This is a genomic window from Variovorax sp. GW531-E2 (genome assembly GCF_059423125.1).
This window is the reverse complement of the sequence record NZ_JBWKXQ010000032.1, coordinates 39,283-56,617: the sequence shown is the minus strand read 5'-3', so window position 1 is coordinate 56,617 and position 17,335 is coordinate 39,283. Positions and strand designations below refer to the sequence as shown.

Annotated in this window: 20 protein-coding genes; 7 read left to right on the top strand and 13 right to left on the bottom strand. The window is 66.4% G+C overall.

The window, feature by feature from the left end; genetic code table 11:
- Window positions 1-50 precede the first annotated feature (50 nt).
- From AC07XP_RS19045 to AC07XP_RS19010, 8 genes are all read right to left on the bottom strand, one after another.
- Window positions 51-554 (bottom strand): disulfide bond formation protein B, encoded by a 504-nt coding sequence (locus AC07XP_RS19045; protein WP_062470083.1) that lies wholly within the window; start codon window positions 552-554, stop codon window positions 51-53.
- Entirely contained in the window at window positions 551-1,648 is a 1,098-nt protein-coding gene (locus tag AC07XP_RS19040; protein WP_062470081.1) for a sulfate/molybdate ABC transporter ATP-binding protein, read from the bottom strand. Before AC07XP_RS19040 ends, AC07XP_RS19045 begins: the two co-directional genes overlap by 4 nt.
- A 20-nt stretch (window positions 1,649-1,668) precedes the next feature.
- Window positions 1,669-2,571 (bottom strand): sulfate ABC transporter permease subunit CysW, encoded by a 903-nt coding sequence (gene cysW / locus AC07XP_RS19035; protein ID WP_495265553.1) that lies wholly within the window; start codon window positions 2,569-2,571, stop codon window positions 1,669-1,671.
- A 1-nt stretch (window position 2,572) separates the two neighbouring features.
- Window positions 2,573-3,460, bottom strand: coding sequence for a sulfate ABC transporter permease subunit CysT (gene cysT, locus AC07XP_RS19030; RefSeq protein WP_062470075.1), 888 nt, complete (start codon window positions 3,458-3,460; stop codon window positions 2,573-2,575).
- Window positions 3,461-4,477: a sulfate ABC transporter substrate-binding protein gene (locus tag AC07XP_RS19025; RefSeq protein ID WP_495265552.1), complete on the bottom strand. Its 1,017-nt coding sequence runs from the start codon at window positions 4,475-4,477 to the stop codon at window positions 3,461-3,463.
- The gene (locus AC07XP_RS19020) at window positions 4,474-5,049 is read right to left on the bottom strand and encodes an RBBP9/YdeN family alpha/beta hydrolase (protein ID WP_307590554.1); all 576 of its coding nucleotides are present in this window, start codon (window positions 5,047-5,049) and stop codon (window positions 4,474-4,476) included. The genes AC07XP_RS19025 and AC07XP_RS19020 overlap by 4 nt, the downstream gene beginning before the upstream one ends.
- Before the next feature lie 22 nt (window positions 5,050-5,071).
- Window positions 5,072-5,713 (bottom strand): peroxiredoxin, encoded by a 642-nt coding sequence (locus tag AC07XP_RS19015; protein WP_062470070.1) that lies wholly within the window; start codon window positions 5,711-5,713, stop codon window positions 5,072-5,074.
- Between the two features lie 148 nt (window positions 5,714-5,861).
- Window positions 5,862-6,776 (bottom strand): LysR family transcriptional regulator, encoded by a 915-nt coding sequence (locus AC07XP_RS19010; protein WP_070060824.1) that lies wholly within the window; start codon window positions 6,774-6,776, stop codon window positions 5,862-5,864.
- A 135-nt stretch (window positions 6,777-6,911) separates the two neighbouring features.
- On the opposite strand from AC07XP_RS19010, the gene AC07XP_RS19005 reads away from it, so the two are divergent.
- Window positions 6,912-7,559, top strand: coding sequence for an FMN-dependent NADH-azoreductase (locus AC07XP_RS19005; protein WP_095745444.1), 648 nt, complete (start codon window positions 6,912-6,914; stop codon window positions 7,557-7,559).
- A gap of 164 nt (window positions 7,560-7,723) precedes the next feature.
- Here AC07XP_RS19005 and AC07XP_RS19000 read toward each other — a convergent pair whose 3' ends face one another.
- Window positions 7,724-8,677 carry a GlxA family transcriptional regulator gene (locus tag AC07XP_RS19000; RefSeq protein WP_095747618.1) on the bottom strand — a complete coding sequence of 318 codons (954 nt, stop codon included), beginning with the start codon at window positions 8,675-8,677 and terminating at the stop codon, window positions 7,724-7,726.
- A 222-nt stretch (window positions 8,678-8,899) separates the two neighbouring features.
- Here AC07XP_RS19000 and AC07XP_RS18995 point away from each other — a divergent pair, with 222 nt between their 5' ends.
- Genes AC07XP_RS18995 through AC07XP_RS18985 form a run of 3 tightly spaced genes read left to right on the top strand, consistent with a single transcriptional unit; the run spans window position 8,900 to window position 10,819 of the window.
- On the top strand, window positions 8,900-9,895 hold the full coding sequence (locus AC07XP_RS18995; RefSeq protein ID WP_492727027.1) for an SLAC1 anion channel family protein: 996 nt from the start codon (window positions 8,900-8,902) through the stop codon (window positions 9,893-9,895).
- Window positions 9,873-10,496, top strand: a complete 624-nt coding sequence (locus AC07XP_RS18990) for a DUF3501 family protein (protein ID WP_495265551.1) — start codon at window positions 9,873-9,875, stop codon at window positions 10,494-10,496. Before AC07XP_RS18995 ends, AC07XP_RS18990 begins: the two co-directional genes overlap by 23 nt.
- Complete coding sequence (locus AC07XP_RS18985; protein ID WP_495265550.1) at window positions 10,481-10,819, top strand: DMT family transporter; 339 nt, start codon at window positions 10,481-10,483, stop codon at window positions 10,817-10,819. The genes AC07XP_RS18990 and AC07XP_RS18985 overlap by 16 nt, the downstream gene beginning before the upstream one ends.
- 122 nt (window positions 10,820-10,941) lie before the next feature.
- Here AC07XP_RS18985 and AC07XP_RS18980 read toward each other — a convergent pair whose 3' ends face one another.
- The 4 genes from AC07XP_RS18980 to AC07XP_RS18965 are packed head-to-tail and all read right to left on the bottom strand — an operon-like array spanning window position 10,942 to window position 13,869.
- The gene (locus AC07XP_RS18980; RefSeq protein ID WP_062470062.1) at window positions 10,942-11,499 is read right to left on the bottom strand and encodes an NADPH-dependent FMN reductase; all 558 of its coding nucleotides are present in this window, start codon (window positions 11,497-11,499) and stop codon (window positions 10,942-10,944) included.
- 48 nt (window positions 11,500-11,547) lie between these two features.
- The gene (locus AC07XP_RS18975; RefSeq protein WP_495265549.1) at window positions 11,548-12,282 is read right to left on the bottom strand and encodes an amino acid ABC transporter permease; all 735 of its coding nucleotides are present in this window, start codon (window positions 12,280-12,282) and stop codon (window positions 11,548-11,550) included.
- The gene (locus tag AC07XP_RS18970) at window positions 12,279-12,995 is read right to left on the bottom strand and encodes an amino acid ABC transporter permease (protein ID WP_495265548.1); all 717 of its coding nucleotides are present in this window, start codon (window positions 12,993-12,995) and stop codon (window positions 12,279-12,281) included. Before AC07XP_RS18970 ends, AC07XP_RS18975 begins: the two co-directional genes overlap by 4 nt.
- Window positions 12,996-13,026: 31 nt before the next feature.
- A complete protein-coding gene (locus tag AC07XP_RS18965) occupies window positions 13,027-13,869 on the bottom strand; it encodes a transporter substrate-binding domain-containing protein (protein WP_062470056.1) in 843 nt (280 codons plus the stop codon).
- 226 nt (window positions 13,870-14,095) lie between these two features.
- On the opposite strand from AC07XP_RS18965, the gene AC07XP_RS18960 reads away from it, so the two are divergent.
- From AC07XP_RS18960 to panE, 3 genes are all read left to right on the top strand, one after another.
- Window positions 14,096-15,079, top strand: a complete 984-nt coding sequence (locus tag AC07XP_RS18960) for an aliphatic sulfonate ABC transporter substrate-binding protein (RefSeq protein WP_495265547.1) — start codon at window positions 14,096-14,098, stop codon at window positions 15,077-15,079.
- A gap of 19 nt (window positions 15,080-15,098) precedes the next feature.
- A complete protein-coding gene (gene solA, locus AC07XP_RS18955; RefSeq protein ID WP_495265546.1) occupies window positions 15,099-16,325 on the top strand; it encodes an N-methyl-L-tryptophan oxidase in 1,227 nt (408 codons plus the stop codon).
- Between the two features lie 65 nt (window positions 16,326-16,390).
- Window positions 16,391-17,323 (top strand): 2-dehydropantoate 2-reductase, encoded by a 933-nt coding sequence (gene panE, locus AC07XP_RS18950; RefSeq protein WP_495265545.1) that lies wholly within the window; start codon window positions 16,391-16,393, stop codon window positions 17,321-17,323.
- Window positions 17,324-17,335 lie beyond the last annotated feature (12 nt).

Sequence of the window (17,335 nt, the reverse complement as noted above, 5' to 3'; positions counted from 1 at the left end):
CCCCCCCCCCCCCCCCCCCCCCCCCCCCGCAACAACTACTGAAAAAGAACTCAGCGCGCGGTGCGCCGGCGCAAGAGCAAGGTGAGCAGCAACAGCGCCAGCACCGTGAACGCGATGAACGACCAGTTCGCCAGCGTCAGACCGAACAGCGACCAGTCGATCTTGGAACAGTCGCCGCCGCCGCGGAAGATCATCGGCAGCGCGCGCTTGAGCGGGAAGGTCTCGATCATCCCGTACAGGTCACGCCCGCACGAGACGACTTCGGGCGGATACCACTGCAGCCAGCTCTGCTGCGCCGCCGTGTAGGCACCGCCCACCGCCGCCGCCAGCGCCAGCACCCCGCCCGTCACCTGCAGGCCGCGGCTGTTGAACAGCGCCGCCAGGCCGGTGAACAGCGCCACCAGCATCAGCGCATAGCGCTGCACGATGCACATCGGGCAGGGTTCGAGCCCGACCACGTGCTGCAGATACAGCCCGAAGGCCAGCATGAGGACACAGGCCAGGCAGATCAGCCCGAGCGCGCGGCGCGGCGCGCCGAAGTACCAATGGATCAAGGAGATACCCAATCTTCTTCTACGAACACCCTGGCCTTGCGGGGGTTGGCGACGACGGTGTCGCCTTCCTTCAAGCCCAGGTCGCGGAACTGTTGCGCAGGGAGTTGCGCTTCGATGATGGTTCCGGAGCCCGGATTATCTGGATTCGTTTCGGTGGGCTCAAGTTCCAGCCGCGCGATCGGTCCGACCACGATCGCGCGCGACAGCGTGGCGACGATGCCGGTGGCGCCCGACACGTAGCGGGTCACATCCAGGTCATGCGGGCGCACGTAGGCCAACGCCTTGGCGTCGCGCGCGCTGCTGTGCTCGGGCGAGTCGATGCGCATGCCGTCCAGTTGCACCGCGCCGTTGTCGGCCCGGCCGTGGAACAGGTTCACGTCGCCCAGGAAGCCGTAGACGAACGGGCTCGCGGGCTTGTCCCACACGTCCTGCGGCGAACCGACCTGCTCGATGCGGCCCTTGTTGATGACCACCACGCGATCGGCCACCTCGAGTGCTTCTTCCTGGTCGTGCGTGACGAAGATCGAGGTGACGTGCAGCTCGTCGTGCAGCCGGCGCAGCCAGCGGCGCAGTTCCTTGCGCACCTTGGCGTCGAGTGCGCCGAAGGGTTCGTCCAGCAGCAGCACCTTGGGCTCCACCGCCAGCGCGCGGGCCAGCGCGATGCGCTGGCGCTGGCCGCCGGACAGCTGCGACGGGTAGCGGTCGGCCAGCCAGTCGAGCTGCACCAGCTTGAGCAGGTCGGTCACCTTGGCCTTGATCTGCGCGTCGCTCGGGCGCTCCTTGCGCGGCTTCACGCGCAGGCCGAAGGCCACGTTCTCGAACACGGTCATGTGGCGGAACAGCGCGTAGTGCTGGAACACGAAGCCGACCTGGCGTTCGCGCACGTGCACGTCGGTCGTGTCTTCGCCCGAAAAATGGATGCTGCCGGTGTCGGCCGTTTCCAGGCCCGCGATGATGCGCAGCAGCGTGGTCTTGCCGCAGCCCGAGGGGCCGAGCAGCGCGACCAGTTCGCCCGACTCGACGTCGAGGTTCACGTTGTTCAGCGCGCGGAAGTCGCCGAACTGCTTGCTGATGTTGCGGATTTCGATGCTCATGGTCTTGTTCTCTCGTCTTCTCAGGCCGCCGAAGGCTCGGGGGGACGCTCGGGCGGCAGCTCGGCGATGGCTTTCATTTCGCGCTCATGGCGCCACTCGATGACCGACTTGATCACCAGGGTGACCAGCGCCAGGATCGCCAGCAGCGAGGCCACCGCGAAGGCGGCCACCGACTGGTATTCGTTGTAGAGCACTTCGACGTGCAGCGGCATCGTGTTGGTCTGGCCGCGGATGTGGCCCGACACCACCGACACCGCGCCGAACTCGCCCATGGCGCGCGCATTGCACAGGATCACGCCGTACAGCAGGCCCCACTTGATGTTGGGCAAGGTCACGCGCCGGAAGGTCTGCCAGCCGGTCGCGCCGAGCACGATGGCGGCCTGCTCCTCGTCGGTGCCCTGCGCCTGCATCAGCGGAATGAGTTCGCGCGCGATGAAGGGAAAGGTCACGAACACGGTGGCCAGCACGATGCCGGGCACGGCGAAGATGATCTTGATGTCGTGCTCTGCGAGCCACGGGCCGAACCAGCCCTGCGCGCCGAACACCAGCACGTAGATCAGGCCCGCCACCACCGGCGACACCGCGAACGGCAGGTCGATCAGCGTGGTGAGAAAGGCCTTGCCGCGGAACTCGAACTTGGCGATGGCCCAGGCCGCGGCCACGCCGAACACGAGGTTCATCGGCACCGCGATGGCCGCGGTGATGAGCGTGAGGCGGATGGCGCTCCACGCATCGGGTTCCTTCAGCGCCTCGAGGTAGGCGTTGAGGCCCTTGCGCAGCGCCTCGACCGCCACGGCCGCCAGCGGCAGCACGAGGAACAGGAACATGAACACGAGGGCGATGCCGATCAGCGTCCAGCGGACCCAGGCCGACTCGGTGGTGCCGGCCTGTGCGCGGCGGATGATCTTGGAAGGTGCGCTCATGTCAGGCTCCTGCGCGCTTGCGTTGCCAGGCTTGCAGGCCGTTGATGACCAGCAGCAGGATGAACGACAGCACCAGCATCACCAACGCGACCGCGGTGGCACCCGTGTAGTCGTACTGCTCCAGCTTGCCGATGATGATGAGCGGCGTGATCTCGGAAATCATCGGCATGTTGCCGGCGATGAAGATCACGGAGCCGTACTCGCCGATGGCGCGTGCGAAGGCCATCGCAAAGCCCGTCAGCAGCGCGGGCGCGATCGACGGGAAGATCACCTTCGTGAAGGTCTGCAGGCGCGTGGCGCCCAGCGAGGTGGCGGCTTCTTCGAGTTCCTTCTCGGCGTCTTCGAGCACCGGCTGCACCGTGCGCACCACGAAGGGCAGCCCGATGAAGATCAGCGCGATCACGATGCCCGCCGGCGTGAACGCCAGCTTGATACCGTGCGGCTCGAGCAGTTGCCCGATCCAGCCGTTGCCCGCGAGCAGCGCCGTGAGCGAGATGCCGGCCACGGCCGTGGGCAGCGCGAACGGCAGGTCGACCAGCGCATCGACGATGCGCTTGCCCGGGAACTTGTAGCGCACCAGCACCCAGGCCACCAGCAGGCCGAACACCGCGTTCACCATGGCGGCAATCAGCGAAGCGCCGAAGGTCAGGCGGTACGAGGCCATCACGCGCGGCGCGGTCACCGACACCCAGAAGTGCTCCCAGGTCATCGTGAAGGTCTTGAAGACCAGCGCCGACAACGGGATCAACACGATCAGGCACAGATAGAAGACCGTGAAGCCGAGCGTGATGTGGAAACCGGGCAGCACGCGCTTGGCGCCCCCTGCCCGGTTGGCACGTGAAAAAGGCGCTCCCGCTGCCGGGAGCGCCGAAGAAGCAGCGCCGCTCATTTACTTCGCGCCGGGCGTGTAGAGCTTGTCGAACTGGCCGCCGTCATTGAAGTGCACCTTCTGCGCTTCGCTCAGGCTGCCGAACAGTTCCTGCACCGTGAACAGCTGCAGCGGCTTGAAGGTCGAGGCGTACTTCTTGAGCACGGTCTGCGAACGCGGGCGCAGCGCATGCTTGGCGGCGATTTCCTGCGCTTCTTCGGAGTACAGCCAGTCGAGGTAGGCCTTGGCCAGCTCGCCCGTGCCCTTCTTCTTGACGGTGCGCTCGACGATGGCGACCGGGTTCTCGGCCACGATGGAGATCGACGGGTAGACCGAGTCGACCTTGCCGGTGCCGAATTCGCGGTCGATCGAGACCACTTCGGATTCGAAGGTGATCAGCGCGTCGCCGATGTTGCGTTGCAGGAAGGCGGTGGTCGCGTCGCGGCCGCCGCGTGCCAGCACCGGCACGTTCTTGAACAGCTTGCCGACGAACTCGGCGGCCTGGGCGTCGGTGCCGCCCTTCTTCTTGATGTAGCCCCAGGCGGCCAGGTAGGCGTAGCGGCCGTTGCCGCCGGTCTTGGGGTTGACGATCACGACCTGCACGCCCGGCTTGACCAGGTCGTCCCAATCCTTGATGCCCTTGGGGTTGCCGTTGCGCACCAGCAGCAGCATGGTCGAGGTGGTGGGCGATGCGTTCTCGGGAAACTTCTTGTTCCAGTCCTTGGCGACCACGCCGGCGTTGGCCAGGAAGTCGATGTCGGTCGAGGTGTTCATGGTGACCACGTCGGCATCGAGGCCGTCGGCCACGGCGCGCGCCTGGGCGCTGGAGCCGCCGTGCGACTGGTCGATCTTGACGTCCTTGCCCGTGGTCTTCTTGTAGTTCGCCACGAAGGCCGCGTTGTAGTCCTTGTAGAACTCGCGCGCCACGTCGTACGAGGCGTTCAGCAGGCCCGTGCCTTGGGCAAAGGCCGTGTTGCCGGCGAGTGCGGAGGACGCCAGCGCGAGCACGGCAGCGAAGGTCTTGATTCTGGAAGTCATGTGGTTGCCAGGTTGTCTGAAAATTCACGACCGGCCGACCAGGCGGCGGGTTCGTCGGTCAACGATTGCAGCAGGGCCAGGCCGAGCGGCCAGTCTCCGTGCCCCGAATCGATGTTGATGTGCCCCGCATTCTGCATGCGCACGAACTCGCTGCCCCAGGCGCGCGAGTAGGCGCCGGCAAGGCGGATGGGGCAATAAGGATCGTTGCTGCTCGCCACCACGATGCTGCGGTACGGCAGCGCCGCGTAGGGCACGGGCGCGAAGTCGGACAGCACCGCGCGGCGCTCGGGGTCGGCCGGCGCCACCAGCAGCGCGCCCTGGATGCGGGCGGCGGCCTCGGGCGGCAGGTGCGCCGTGGCGATGCAGCCCAGGCTATGCGCCGCGATGACCACGGGACCTTCGCTTTCGAGCACGAGCTTGGCCAGCGCAGGCACCCAGGCGTCGCGCTTGGGCGAGGCCCAGTCGTCCTGCGCCACCCGCGCCGCGCCCGGAATGCGTTCTTCCCACAGGCTCTGCCAATGGCCGGGCCCGGAGTCGCGCCAACCGGGCACGATGACGACACGAGTCTGCATGACGGCGCGGTCCTGCGGCTTCTTACTTGTTGGGCTGCGGCGTGATGCGCAGGTAAGGCTTGACGGCCTTGAAGCCCTTGGGGAAGCGCTCGGCCAGCTCGGCCGGGTCCTGGATGCTCGGCACGATGACGACGTCATCGCCGTCCTTCCAGTTCACGGGCGTGGCGACCTTGTGGCTGTCGGTGAGCTGCAGCGAGTCGATCACGCGCAGGATCTCGTCGAAGTTGCGGCCGGTCGACGCCGGGTAGGTGATGGTGGTGCGGATGACCTTCTTGGGGTCGATGATGTAGACGCTGCGCACCGTGGCCGTGGTCGAGGCGTTCGGGTGGATCAGGTCGTACAGGTCGGCCACCTTGCGGTCGGCGTCCGCAATGATCGGGAAGTTGACGGTGGTGTTCTGCGTCTCGTTGATGTCGCCGATCCACTCCTTGTGCTTGGTGGCCGGGTCGACGCTCAGCGCGATGGGCTTCACGCCGCGCTTGGCGAACTCGCCCGACAGCGCCGCCGTCTTGCCGAGTTCGGTGGTGCACACGGGCGTGAAATCGGCCGGGTGCGAGAAGAACACGATCCACGAATCGCCGGCCCACTGGTAGAAGTCGATCGGGCCTTCGCTGGAGTCCTGGGTGAAATTGGGGGCGGTGTCGCCGAGTCGCAGGGTTGCCATGGTCGCTCCAAGGAGGGGGTGAAGCCCTGGATTGTGCGAACCGCTGCTTCAATGGCAAACGAATATCTGTTTGTTTGGATATGACGTTTTTCGCATATAGAACCTGCGCAGGCCCACTATGACGCTATCTTTTAGATAGCAATCTGCCTCAGAACATCCGCATCTGCTCGCTTTGCAGGTGTTCGGACAGGAAGTCGATCAGCCGCCGCACCGCCGGCACCAGCGCCCGCCGCGCCGGAAACACCATGTGCGCCACCACCGGCGACGGCCCCCAGCCGGGCAGCACCCGCACCAGCCGGCCCGCCTCGATGTCGGCACTGCACATGTAGTCGGGCAGCAGGGTCACGCCGACGCCGCCCAGCGCGCCGAACTGCAGCGTGGCCAGGTCGTCCGCCACGTAGCGCGGCGTGTGCACATGCACGTGGCTGCGGCCTTCCGGGCCTTCGAGGCGCCACTCCGAGCGCCCCTCCCCGTTGACCGACATGGCCGCCGTCGGCAGCTTCGCGAGGTCGGCGGGCGTGTCGACCGGGCCCTGGCTGGCCAGCAGCGCCGGGCTCGCGACCAGCACGCCGCGGCTGTGGCCGAAGGTCTTGGCCACCAGCACCGTGCTGTCCTCGATGGTGGGGCGCACGCGCAGCGCGATGTCGATGCCCTCCTCGATCAGGTCCACCGGTCGGTTGATGACGCGCATGTCGACGCGCACCGCCGGGTGGCGCGCCATGAACACCGGCATCAGCTGCGCCAGCCCGCTGTGCGAGATGGTGACCGGGCAGGTCAGCCGCACCAGCCCGCTCGGCTCGGTCTGCACCTGCGCCACCGCCTCGGCCGCCGCCTGGGCCGCGTCGCGCATGGCCGAGGCATGCCGCAAGTAGATCTCGCCGGCCGGCGTGAGCGACAGGCGCCGCGTGCTGCGCTGCATCAGCTGCACGCCCAGCCGTTCCTCGAGCTCGGCCACGCGCCGAGACAGCCGCGATTTGGGAATGCCCAGCGCCCGGCTGGCGGCGGCAAAGCCGCCCCGCTCGGCCACCTCGGCGAAGAACACCATGTCGTTGAGGTCTTGCATGGCTTTATTGTCCTACCAACAGAACGATCTGATCAAATTTTGGCTACTTATCAGTCACTCACATCAAAAATAGAATTCTCCCAACGCCGGCCACTTCTCAGCGCCGACACCTTGCACAGAAAGTGATTGACTGACATGAAGCTGCTCCACATCGACTCCAGCATCCTGGCCGCCGGCTCCACCTCGCGCCAGCTGACCGCCGAAACCGTCGCCGCATGGCGCGCCGCCCACCCCGACACCCAGGTCGAGTACCTGGACCTCGCCGTGGACGCGCCCTCGCACTTCGGCGTCGACGCCCTCGGCATCAAGACCGGCGTGCAGGCCCAGCCGACCGAAGCGCAGCTGCGCGAGAACGCCCTGTCGGAAAAGCTGGTGAGCCAGTTCCTGGCCGCCGACGTCGTCGTGCTCGGCGCGCCGCTGTACAACTTCACCATCCCGACCCAGCTCAAGGCCTGGATCGACCGCCTCGCGCAAGCCGGCCGCACCTTCAAGTACACCGAGAAGGGCCCCGTCGGCCTGGCCGGTGGCAAGACCGTGATCGTGGCCTCGAGCCGCGGCGGCATCTACTCGACCTCCGAAGGTGGCCAGGCCGCGGAACACCAGGAGAGCTACCTGAAGGTGATCTTCGGCTTCTTCGGCATCACCGACGTGCGCTTCGTGCGCGCCGAAGGCATCGCGATGGGTGACGCGCCCAAGGCCGCCGCACTGGCCGCCGCCCGCGCCGACATCCTCGTGGCCACGACCGAAGCTGCGAACCAGAAGAACGTCGCGCAAGCCGCCTGAAGCTTCCACGGCCGGAACGGACTTGTCTGGCTGATGCAAAAGCCAACAGAACCAGTCGCTTAAGAAGCTGGATGTCATTGCCGCTTGGTTGAGCCCATGCAGCGTAGAGCTGTCTGGGCCAATCGAGCGTTCACGGTGCGCTACCTTCTGCAGACCCAAGAGCTTCAGCTGGAGAATCTTTTGCGGTAGTCCGCAGGTCCGACCCCGAGCCGCCGGTGAAACGCGCGGCGAAGGCCGTCCCCATTGGCATAGCCTACTTCGTCGGCCAAACCCTTCAACGAAACGTTTGACTCCTCGATGCGCCTGCGCGCTGCGTCGATTCGAACGCTCTCGACATAGTCTGCAGGCGTCATGCCAGCCTCAAGTCGAAAAATCCGCGCAAAGTTCCGCTCACTCATCTTTGCTTGCAGGGCGAGCGCAGGCACGCTGAGGTCGGCCCGGAGGTTGCCCAGGACGAAGTCTTGAATCTCACGAATTGCGGAACGCTCGGCGGTCTGGGCCGCGAGGTGCGCACTGAACTGGGACTGGCCCCCGGGGCGCTTCAGAAACATCACCATCTCGCGAGCCACGCGAAGTGCGAGATCGCGCCCATGATCTTCCTCGACCAGAGCGAGCGCGAGATCCATTCCAGCAGATACGCCCGCCGATGTGTAGAGATTCCCATCTCTCACGAATATTGCGTCAGCGTCAACGTCTGTAGTTGGATAGTCCGCGGCAAGTCGGTCTGCTGCATTCCAGTGCGTGGCCACCTTCTTTCCGCTCAGAAGACCGGCTGCCGCCAACACAAAGGCACCGCTGCAAACCGACCCGATGCGTCGCACCCTCCCACATTGCTGGCGAAGCCACGTCTTGAGCGCTTCGTTGCCCGTCACGCTGTGCACATCTGGACTCCCCGCAACCAGCAACGTGTCGATCGCACCTCGATGGCTGGCAATCGTGGCATCGATCATCAGACGCAGCCCGCTGCTGCTCTTGAGTGCCCCTTCATCTGGGGCGATGACCTGCACACGGTACGCGCGCGGATCTCCCAGCTGCCTCGAAGCCTCGGCAAAGATGTCAGCCGGGCCGACAACATCAAGCAGCTGAACACGTGGGAAAGCAAGGATGGCGATACGCATCGGGGTGGCTCCGTCATGCACGCCATGGGCGCGCCGTGCCGGAAGTTTGGCGGGATCTCACGGGATTGGCAATTCAAGCCACGGGGTTTGACCATGCTGTAACGAGGTCGGCTGTATCTGCTTGAACATTGGCAGAAAAGAGCGGAGGACTGCAGCCCGCGCCCTCGCCTGTTGGCGGAAACTTTCGTACATGGCACTTTCCGCCAACATACGGAGCAACAAATGACCGCCGATCTCCTCTCTGCTGAACAGCAGTCCCGCCCTGCAGTAACTGGTTCCATCCGAAATCTTCCTGTCAACCTTTTCGGAGCTGTCATGGGCCTCTCAGGCCTTGCACTGGGTTGGCGCCTGGCCACCCAGTCTCTTGGCTTTGGCCCGCAAGTCGCGGATGCCCTGAGCATCTTTTCCAGCCTCGTTTTTCTGGCCATCACGGTCGCGTATCTTTTCAAGCTGGTGAAGCATCCCGACGCTGTCCTGGCCGAGTTCCGCCACCCCATCGCTGGCAACTTCTTCGGAACAATCACCATCTCGCTGTTGCTGCAGTCGGCCGTACTGGGCCACTACTTCGGGCAGGTGGGACTGGTGTTGTGGATCGTTGGCACCGTCACGACACTCCTGGTGAGCTACGTCGTCGTTTCCCGGCTGCTATCCGGCGGGGGTGACCCCTCGCACGCCGTGCCTGCCTGGTTGATTCCCGGTGTTGCCGCGCTGGACATTGCCGTGACCTTCGCCTACACCGATCTACCGGGCTCCGCCGAGACTTTGCGTGTCGCTGCCGGCATTGGCACGGCCCTCGCCTTGGTGATGTTCACGATGATCGTTGTGAGACTCGTGCAGCGAGAGCCGCTCGCTGCGGCCATGACGCCTTCTCTGATGATTCTCGTGGCTCCGTTTGAGGTTGGCTTCCTCGCCTACACCAATCTCACAGGCGAAGTCGACGCCTTCGCCGCAATGCTCTTTTATTTCGGCCTCTTCCTGTTCCTGGTTCTGGCGCCCAAAGTGTTTCGGCCGGGCATTGCATTCGGTCCCGCTTGGTGGGCGATCAGCTTCCCCCTTGCCGCGCTCGTCAACGCTGCACTCAAATATGCGTCCGTGCAGTCATCACAGCCCCTGACGTGGCTTGCCTGGGGCTTGCTGATCCTGCTCACCGCGGCTCTGTCGCTACTGACTGTGCGGACCTTCCGTATCGTCTTCAATGGCAAGCTCCTTGCGAACTGAAGTGACCGAAACTCAGCGCTCACCGAGAGGGTCACAGCCCCTGTCACGGAGGCAGTTTGAGCAGGCACGCGGTACGCACAGCCAACGGCTTCTTGATCTCCGAGCCGCTCGCAGCTTGCCGACAAGGCCTCCATACGCCGTCAGCTTCGAAACCAAGGAGTCGCTTTGGCTGCAGGGCCAGGAGGCCTTGCGTGCACAAGGACTCCGAGAAGCAGCGATTGAGAATGAAATCAGCAACTACGTTGCGATGGCTCCTGCACGCAACGAACTGATGGCGCGCATCACATTCGATCCCACGACTGGTCAACAAGAAGTTTCCTCAGCTTCTCGACGTGCCCAACAAACCGATGCCGAGCAGGCAACGGATCTGGTTTTCTGTGGGCATGCAGTAAGAGGCCAACTCAGTAAGCGCGCGTTTGAGCACGGCACAGCATCTGTGCTCGTCTTGTATGTCGGATTTCACTTGACGGACCAACAGGCCGCTCACTTCTGCCTGTTCAGCAGCAAAGTGTCCTTTCACGTTGGTCGCTCAAAGCACCGTGTTGCTTCTGTGCCCTTGATCTTGCGCATGCGACTCGCAGCCGAATGGGCCCAATCATGAATGCGGCGACCGCATGGTTAGCGCTTTTCGCTGCTGGGGGACTCGAAATCCTATTTGCCGTCGGGCTGAAATCGGCCACAAGATTCGACCGCCCTTGGGTGTTGGCAGGCACGATCGCTTCGCTTCTCGGCAGCCTGTCACTGCTCACCTTCTCGCTGAGGCATTTGCCAGTCGGTTCTGCCTACGCCGTGTGGACAGGCATCGGTGCGGTCGGAACAGCGATTGTGGGCATGGCTCTCTTGGGAGAGTCGGCTTCGGCACTCCGGCTACTTTGCATTGGGCTTATTGTCATGGGCGTGGTCGGGCTTAAATCGCTCCACTAGCGGTCCCGAAGAAACCCCTCGTTCTGAGGGGCGAGGAATCTTGTGCAACAGCTAGATGGCTCCGACACCGGAATGAAAAAGCCGCCCTTGGGGCGGCTTTTTCATGGGCGATTGCCTTGCGATCAGGCCGCGGAATGGGCCTTGACCCACGCCACGTACTTGTCCATCCAGCCCTGCAGGAATTTCTGCGTGCCTTCGTTGCCGATGTGGCCCTTGTCGTCGAACAGGCCTTCCTTGGCCTGCAGGAAGACCTCGGGGCCGCCCATCGTGGGTGCGTCGAGATACGCCAGGATGTTGCGCAGGTGCTGCTGCGCCAGCGCGGTGCCGATGGCGCCCACCGAGATGCCGAGCACGCCGGTCGGCTTGCCGGCCCAGACGCTCTGGCCATAGGGGCGCGAGGCGTGGTCGATGGCGTTCTTCAGCACGCCGGGGATCGAGCGGTTGTATTCGGGCGTGACGAACAGCACGCCCTGCGCGGCGGCCACTTCGCTCTTGAGGCGCTTCACCTGCGCGGCCTGGTTGCCGTCGTCGTCCTGGTTGTACAGCGGCAGGTCGTCGATGCGCAGGGTCTCGAACGTGAAGTCCGACGGCGCGAGATGCGCCAGCGCCAGGGCCAGCTTGTGGTTGAACGAATCCTTGCGCAGGCTGCCGACGATGACGGCGATCCGGGTCTGTGCCATGGGTGGAACTCCTTGAAATGGAAAAGGCTGTCGGAATGACCGGGACGATTATGCGAAGCGCTCAAGACCTTTTCCAGAAAAGTTCATGACAACCGGCGCACCCGCCTGCGCGCGGCGCACGACCCCGTGGGCCAGCCGGTCCAGCCCGGTGCACAGCAACCAGTAGATCGCGCCCACCAGCACGAAGATCTCCGCCGGATAGACCATGGTGCGCGCGTTCACCTGCGAAGCCACGAACGACAGCTCGCCCACGCCCACCACGTAGGCCAGCGAACTGTCTTTCACGAGCGTGACCCACTGGTTGACGAACGACGGCAGCATCATCCGCAGCGCCTGCGGCAGCACGACGTGGCGCAGCGTGCCCCAGCGCGTGAGCCCGAGCGACAGCCCCGCTGCCCACTGCCCCGCCCCAATGCCGCGGATGCCCGCATGCACCGCGTGCGCCAGGTAAGCGCCGCCCACCAGCGACAACGCACACATCACCGACAGCACGCCCGGCACGCTCACACCCAGCGCGAACGGCAGCAGGAAGTAGGTCCAGAAGATCAGCATCAGCACCGGGATCGCGCGCAGGAACGCCAGCCCCAGCATCAGCACGCGCTTGAGCGGCCCCCGCGCCATGGCCAGCCCGATGCCCCACGCCAGTCCCAGCACCGCCGACGCGATGCCCGAGCCGGCACTGAGCAGCACCGTGAGCGCCGCACCGCCCAGCTCGCCCTGCGGAAAGGCGCCCCACAGCAGGTACGGCAGGCTGTCCCACAGCATGTGCAGCGCGTCGCTCATGCTGCCGCCCTCCCCGGCACCGCCGATTGCCGACGCGCAGCCCACGCCGCCAGCAGCTCGATCGCGCCGATGGTCACGATGTAGAGCAGCGTCGCCACCCCGAAGGCCTGGAAGGTCTTGAAGGTTTCCGCCTCGACCTGGCGCGAGGCGTACGACAGCTCGACCAGCCCCACGGCCATCGCGAGCGAGGTGTTCTTGACGATGTTCATGTACTGCCCCAGCAGCGGCGGCAACGCGATGCGCAGCGCCTGCGGCAGCACCACCTGCGCCAGCACCTGCGCGCGCGTGAAGCCCAGCGCCTGCGCCGCCAGCGTCTGCCCCTCGGGCACGCCGCGGATGCCCGAGCGGATGTCCTCCCCCACGTAGGCCGCCGCATACAGCGTGAGCCCGAACAGCGCCGACAACAGCTCGAATGAAATGAAACGTCCCGCCAGCAGCCCTTCGCGCAGCGCCTCGGGCAACAAACTGGGCGCGCCGAAGTACCAGAAGAAGAGCTGCACCAGCAGCGGCGTGTTGCGAAACAGCGAGACGTACGCGCCGCTCACGCGCAGCCACGCGGGCCGGCTCGACGAGCGCCCCGCCGCCACGACGACACCCAGCAGCGTGGCGCCCGCCGCCACCAGCAGCGAAGCGCCCACGGTCACGAGCCAGCCGTCGAGCAGCCAGCCGAGGTAATGGGGCGCGAGCAGGTGCTCGCGCAGGAAATCGCTCAAGGCCGCATCGATCCGGTCGTTGCGTGCCCCATCAATTGGCAGCCACGCGCTGGTCGCCGATCTTCAGCAGGCGCGGCAGCGGCGCCTTGCTGTTCGGGCCGAACCAGGTGTCATAGATCGCCACGGCGCGGCCGTTCTTCTCGCTGTCGACCAGCCAGGCGTTGAGCGTCTCGAGCAGGCGCGTCTCGCCCTTGGCCACGGCCGCGCCGAGGTATTCCTTCGACACCGTGATCGCCGGGATCTCGTACTTCTCCTTGTCGGGAATCGCATTCCACTGCGCCGTGAGCTTCACGCCGTCGTTGGTGATGGCCTGCACGTTGCCGTTGCGCAGCGCAGCCAGCGCAAAGGGCGAATCGTCGTAGAGCACGACCTTGGCGTCGGGGTAGTTCTTGCGCAGGTTCGACTCCATCGTCGTGCCCTTCTCGGTGCCGATACGGATGTCCTTGATCTGCGCGGCCTCCTTCAGCACGCCCTTCTTCGCCAGGAACTGCTGGCCGACCAGGAAGTACGGCGTGGTGAAGTCCACCGCCTTGGCGCGCTCGTCGGTGATGGTGAAGCTGGCGAACACCACGTCGGCCTTGCCCGAGGTGAGCAGTGGAATGCGGTTGGCCGGGTTGGTCGGCACCAGTTCGATCTTCACGCCCAGGCTTTTCGCGAACTCGGTCGCCAGGTCGATGTCGTGGCCCACCTGCTTCTTGCTGGCCGGATCGATGTAGCCGAAGGGCGGGTTGCCGTCGAACGCGGCCACGCGCAGCACGCCGGCCTTGCGGATGTCGTCGAGCTTGTCGGCCCAGGCGATGTTGCCCAGGGTGGTGAGAGCGCCGATTGCCAGGGCCAGGCTGGAAACGGTGAAAGAGTGGGTGTTGCGGGTCATGCCTGCGCTTCGCTGGAAGTGGAAAAAGAGAGCGCGACTCTAGGCAGCGCCGCGTGCGGCGCCAACGAAGCAATTTCCGCTTGCATATGCAGCGATGAGTTGCGCATGAACAAATGACAAAAGCTTCGTGGCGCGCGAAGGCATCGATCCCTAGAGTGGCCAGCCTCTGCCTTCCGACTGACTGCTTTTTTCTTCTTCGGCCGCGCGACGCGGCCCCGCTCTTCTCATGCACTTCCCACGCTCTTCCTCGCCCGCCGTCTCCCGGCGCCTTCTGCTTCGCGCCGGCGTCGGCGCTGCCGCCGTGGCCGCGTCGGCCCCGCTGTTCGCGCAGACGCGCGCCCGCACGCTGCGCATCGGCTACCAGAAGTTCAACACGCTCAACATCCTCAAGGGCACGGGCCAGCTCGAGAAGGCGCTCGCGCCGGCCGGCGTGAACGTCGAGTGGCGCGAGTTCCTCGGCGGCAGCCAGCTGTCGGAAGCGCTGGCGGCCGGCGCCATCGACTTCGGCCACGCCTCCGACGGCATCGGCGTGTTCCAGCAGGCCAGCGGCAAGGGCCTGGCCTACCTCGCGGCCGAAAGCCCCTACCCCGGCGGCGTCGGCTTCCTGGTGCCGCGCGACTCGCCGATCCGCAACGTGCGCGACCTCAAGGGCAAGAAGGTCGTCACCGGCCGCGGCTACAACACGCAGTACGTGCTGATCCGCGCACTCGAAGCCGCGGGCCTGCGCTACGAAGACATCGAGCCGGTCTACATCGTCACGGCCTCCGACACCGTGGCCGCCTACCAGTCGGGCAGCGTCGCGGCCATCGGCCTGTGGGACCCGTTCCTGGCCGGCGCGCAGGTGGCGACCGAGTCGCGCCTGCTGTTCGACGGCACCGGCCTGAGCGGCAACCGCACCTACCACTTCGCGCAGCCCGCCTTCGCGCGCGCCAACGCCGACACGCTGCGCACCGTGTTCGCCGAGCTGCGCAAGGCCAACGACTGGGCCCAGGCCCACCCCGGCGAGGTGGTGGCCACGCTCGCGCCGCAGCTGAAGGTCGAGCCCAAGGTGCTGGCGCTGGCGACCGAACGGCGGCACTATGGCGTCGTGGCGCCCACGCCCGCCATCGCCCGCGAACAGCAGGGCCTGGCCGACGTGTTCGCGCAGCTGAAGCTCATTCCCCAGCCCATCGCGGTGAAGGATGCGTTTCTCGACCTGAACCTTGTGTGACGACGAAACCTCTCGCCCCGTGACCCGTTCTCCTACCCACTACGACGCGATCGTCATCGGCCTGGGCGCCCTCGGCGCGGCCACCCTCTACCGGCTCTCGCAACGCGGCGCGCGCGTGCTCGGCATCGACCAGTTCGCGCCGCCGCACGACCGCGGCTCCTCGCACGGCGACTCGCGCATCACGCGGCTGGCCGTCGGCGAAGGCGACGAATACGTGCCGCTGGTGCACCGCTCGCACGCCATCTGGCGCGAGCTCGAGGCGCGCACCGGCCGCCCGTTGATGACCACCACCGGTGGCCTCATCCTCGCGCCGCGCGACCGCGTGGCCGAACACCACGGCAAGTCCGACTTCGTGCGCCGCACCATCGCCTGCGCCGAGCGCTTCGACATCGCGCACGAGGTGCTCGACGCGGCCGGCATCCGCGCGCGCTACCCGCAGTTCCACCTGCAGGGCGACGAGATCGGCTACCTCGAACGCGACGCCGGCTTCGTGCGCCCCGAAGACGCCATCGCCGCCCAGCTCGCCGTGGCCCGCGCCGACGGCGCACAGACCCGCACCGGCGAGCGCGTGCTGGGCGTCGAGCCCGTGGGCAACGGCGACACCGTGCGCGTGCGCACCGAGACCGCGAGCTTCACCGCCGACCAGGTGGTGGTCGCAGCCGGCGCCTGGCTGCCCGAGTTCCTCGGCCGGCAGGCGCGCACCGACTGGCAGGCGCACTTCTCGGTGCACCGCCAGGTGATGCACTGGTTCGACACCGGCCCCGCCGCCGCGGCCGACTTCGCGCCTGGGCGCTTCCCGATCTTCATCTGGATGTTCGGCGACGCGCAGGAAGACTACATGTACGGCTTTCCGGCCTCCGACGCGTCGCAGCCCGCGCTGAAGGTCGCCACCGAGCAGTACGTCGACGCCACCACGCCCGACGCGCTCGACCGCGAGGTGAGCGCCGAAGAAAGCGCCGCCATGTACCGCCACCGCGTGGCCGGGCGCTTTCCGCAGATCGCGGGGCACGCGCTCAAGGCCCGCGCCTGCATGTACACCGTCACGCCCGACCGCCGCTTCGTGATCGACGCGCTCGACGGCCTGCCGAATGTGCTGATCGTCTCGGCCTGCTCGGGCCACGGCTTCAAGCACTCGGCCGGGCTGGGCGACGCCATCGCCGACCGCGTGCTGGGCCGCGAGAACGCACACGGCCTCGACCTGCGGCCCTTTGCCCGCGAGCGACTGGCGACCTCGCAACACCCCTGAGGCGGCCGCGCGCGATCCGGGGCATCATCGCTTCCGATCTTCAGTTTCTTCGGAGGCAGCGCGCGATGCGATTCCTGATGGTGGGTGCGGGAGCACTCGGTGGTTACTTCGGCGCACGCCTGCTCGCGGCAGGCCGCGATGTGACCTTTCTACTGCGTCCCGGCCGCGCGGCCCAGCTGGCCACGACCGGGCTCGTGGTGCGCAGCCCCTTCGGCGACCTCGACCTGCCCACGCCGAAGCACGTGCTGGCCCCGCAGATCGCCGGGCCGTACGACGTGGTCGTGGTCGGCTGCAAGGCCTACGACCTCGACGCCACCATGGATTCGTTCGCGCCCGCCGTCGGGCCCGACACCGTCATCCTCCCGCTGCTCAACGGCCTGGGCCACATCGACCGGCTGGTCGCGCGCTTCGGCGAGGCGCGCGTGCTCGGCGGCCTGTGCATGATCTCCGCCACGCTCGACGACGAGGGCCGCGTGCAGCACCTGAACGACATGCACAGCCTGAGCTACGGCGAACGCGCGGGCGGGCGCTCGCCGCGCATCGACGCCATCGCGGCCCAGTTCGCCGGCGCGAACTTCACGGCCACCGCGAGCGAGACCATCGCGCAGGACATGTGGGAGAAGTGGGTCTTCATCGCCTCGGCCGCAGGCCTCACCAGCCTCATGCACGCCTCCATCGGCGACATCGTGGCCGCCGGCGGCGAAGACGTGGCGCTTGCGATCTTCGACGAGTGCTGCGCCATCGCCGCCCACAACGGCTTTGCCCCACGGCCCGGCGCCATCACGCGCGGCCGCGCGGTGGTCACGACCGCCGGCTCGCCCATGACCGCCTCCATGTACAAGGACATGGCCCGCGGCGCGCGCGTCGAGGCCGACCACATCCTGGGCGACCTGCTGGCCCGCGCGCCGCGCACCGCATCGGCCACACCGTCGGTGCTGCGCACGGCGTACGTGCACCTGAAGGCCTACGAGTTCCGGCGCGCCCGCGAAGCCGGTTGAACGGCAGCCACG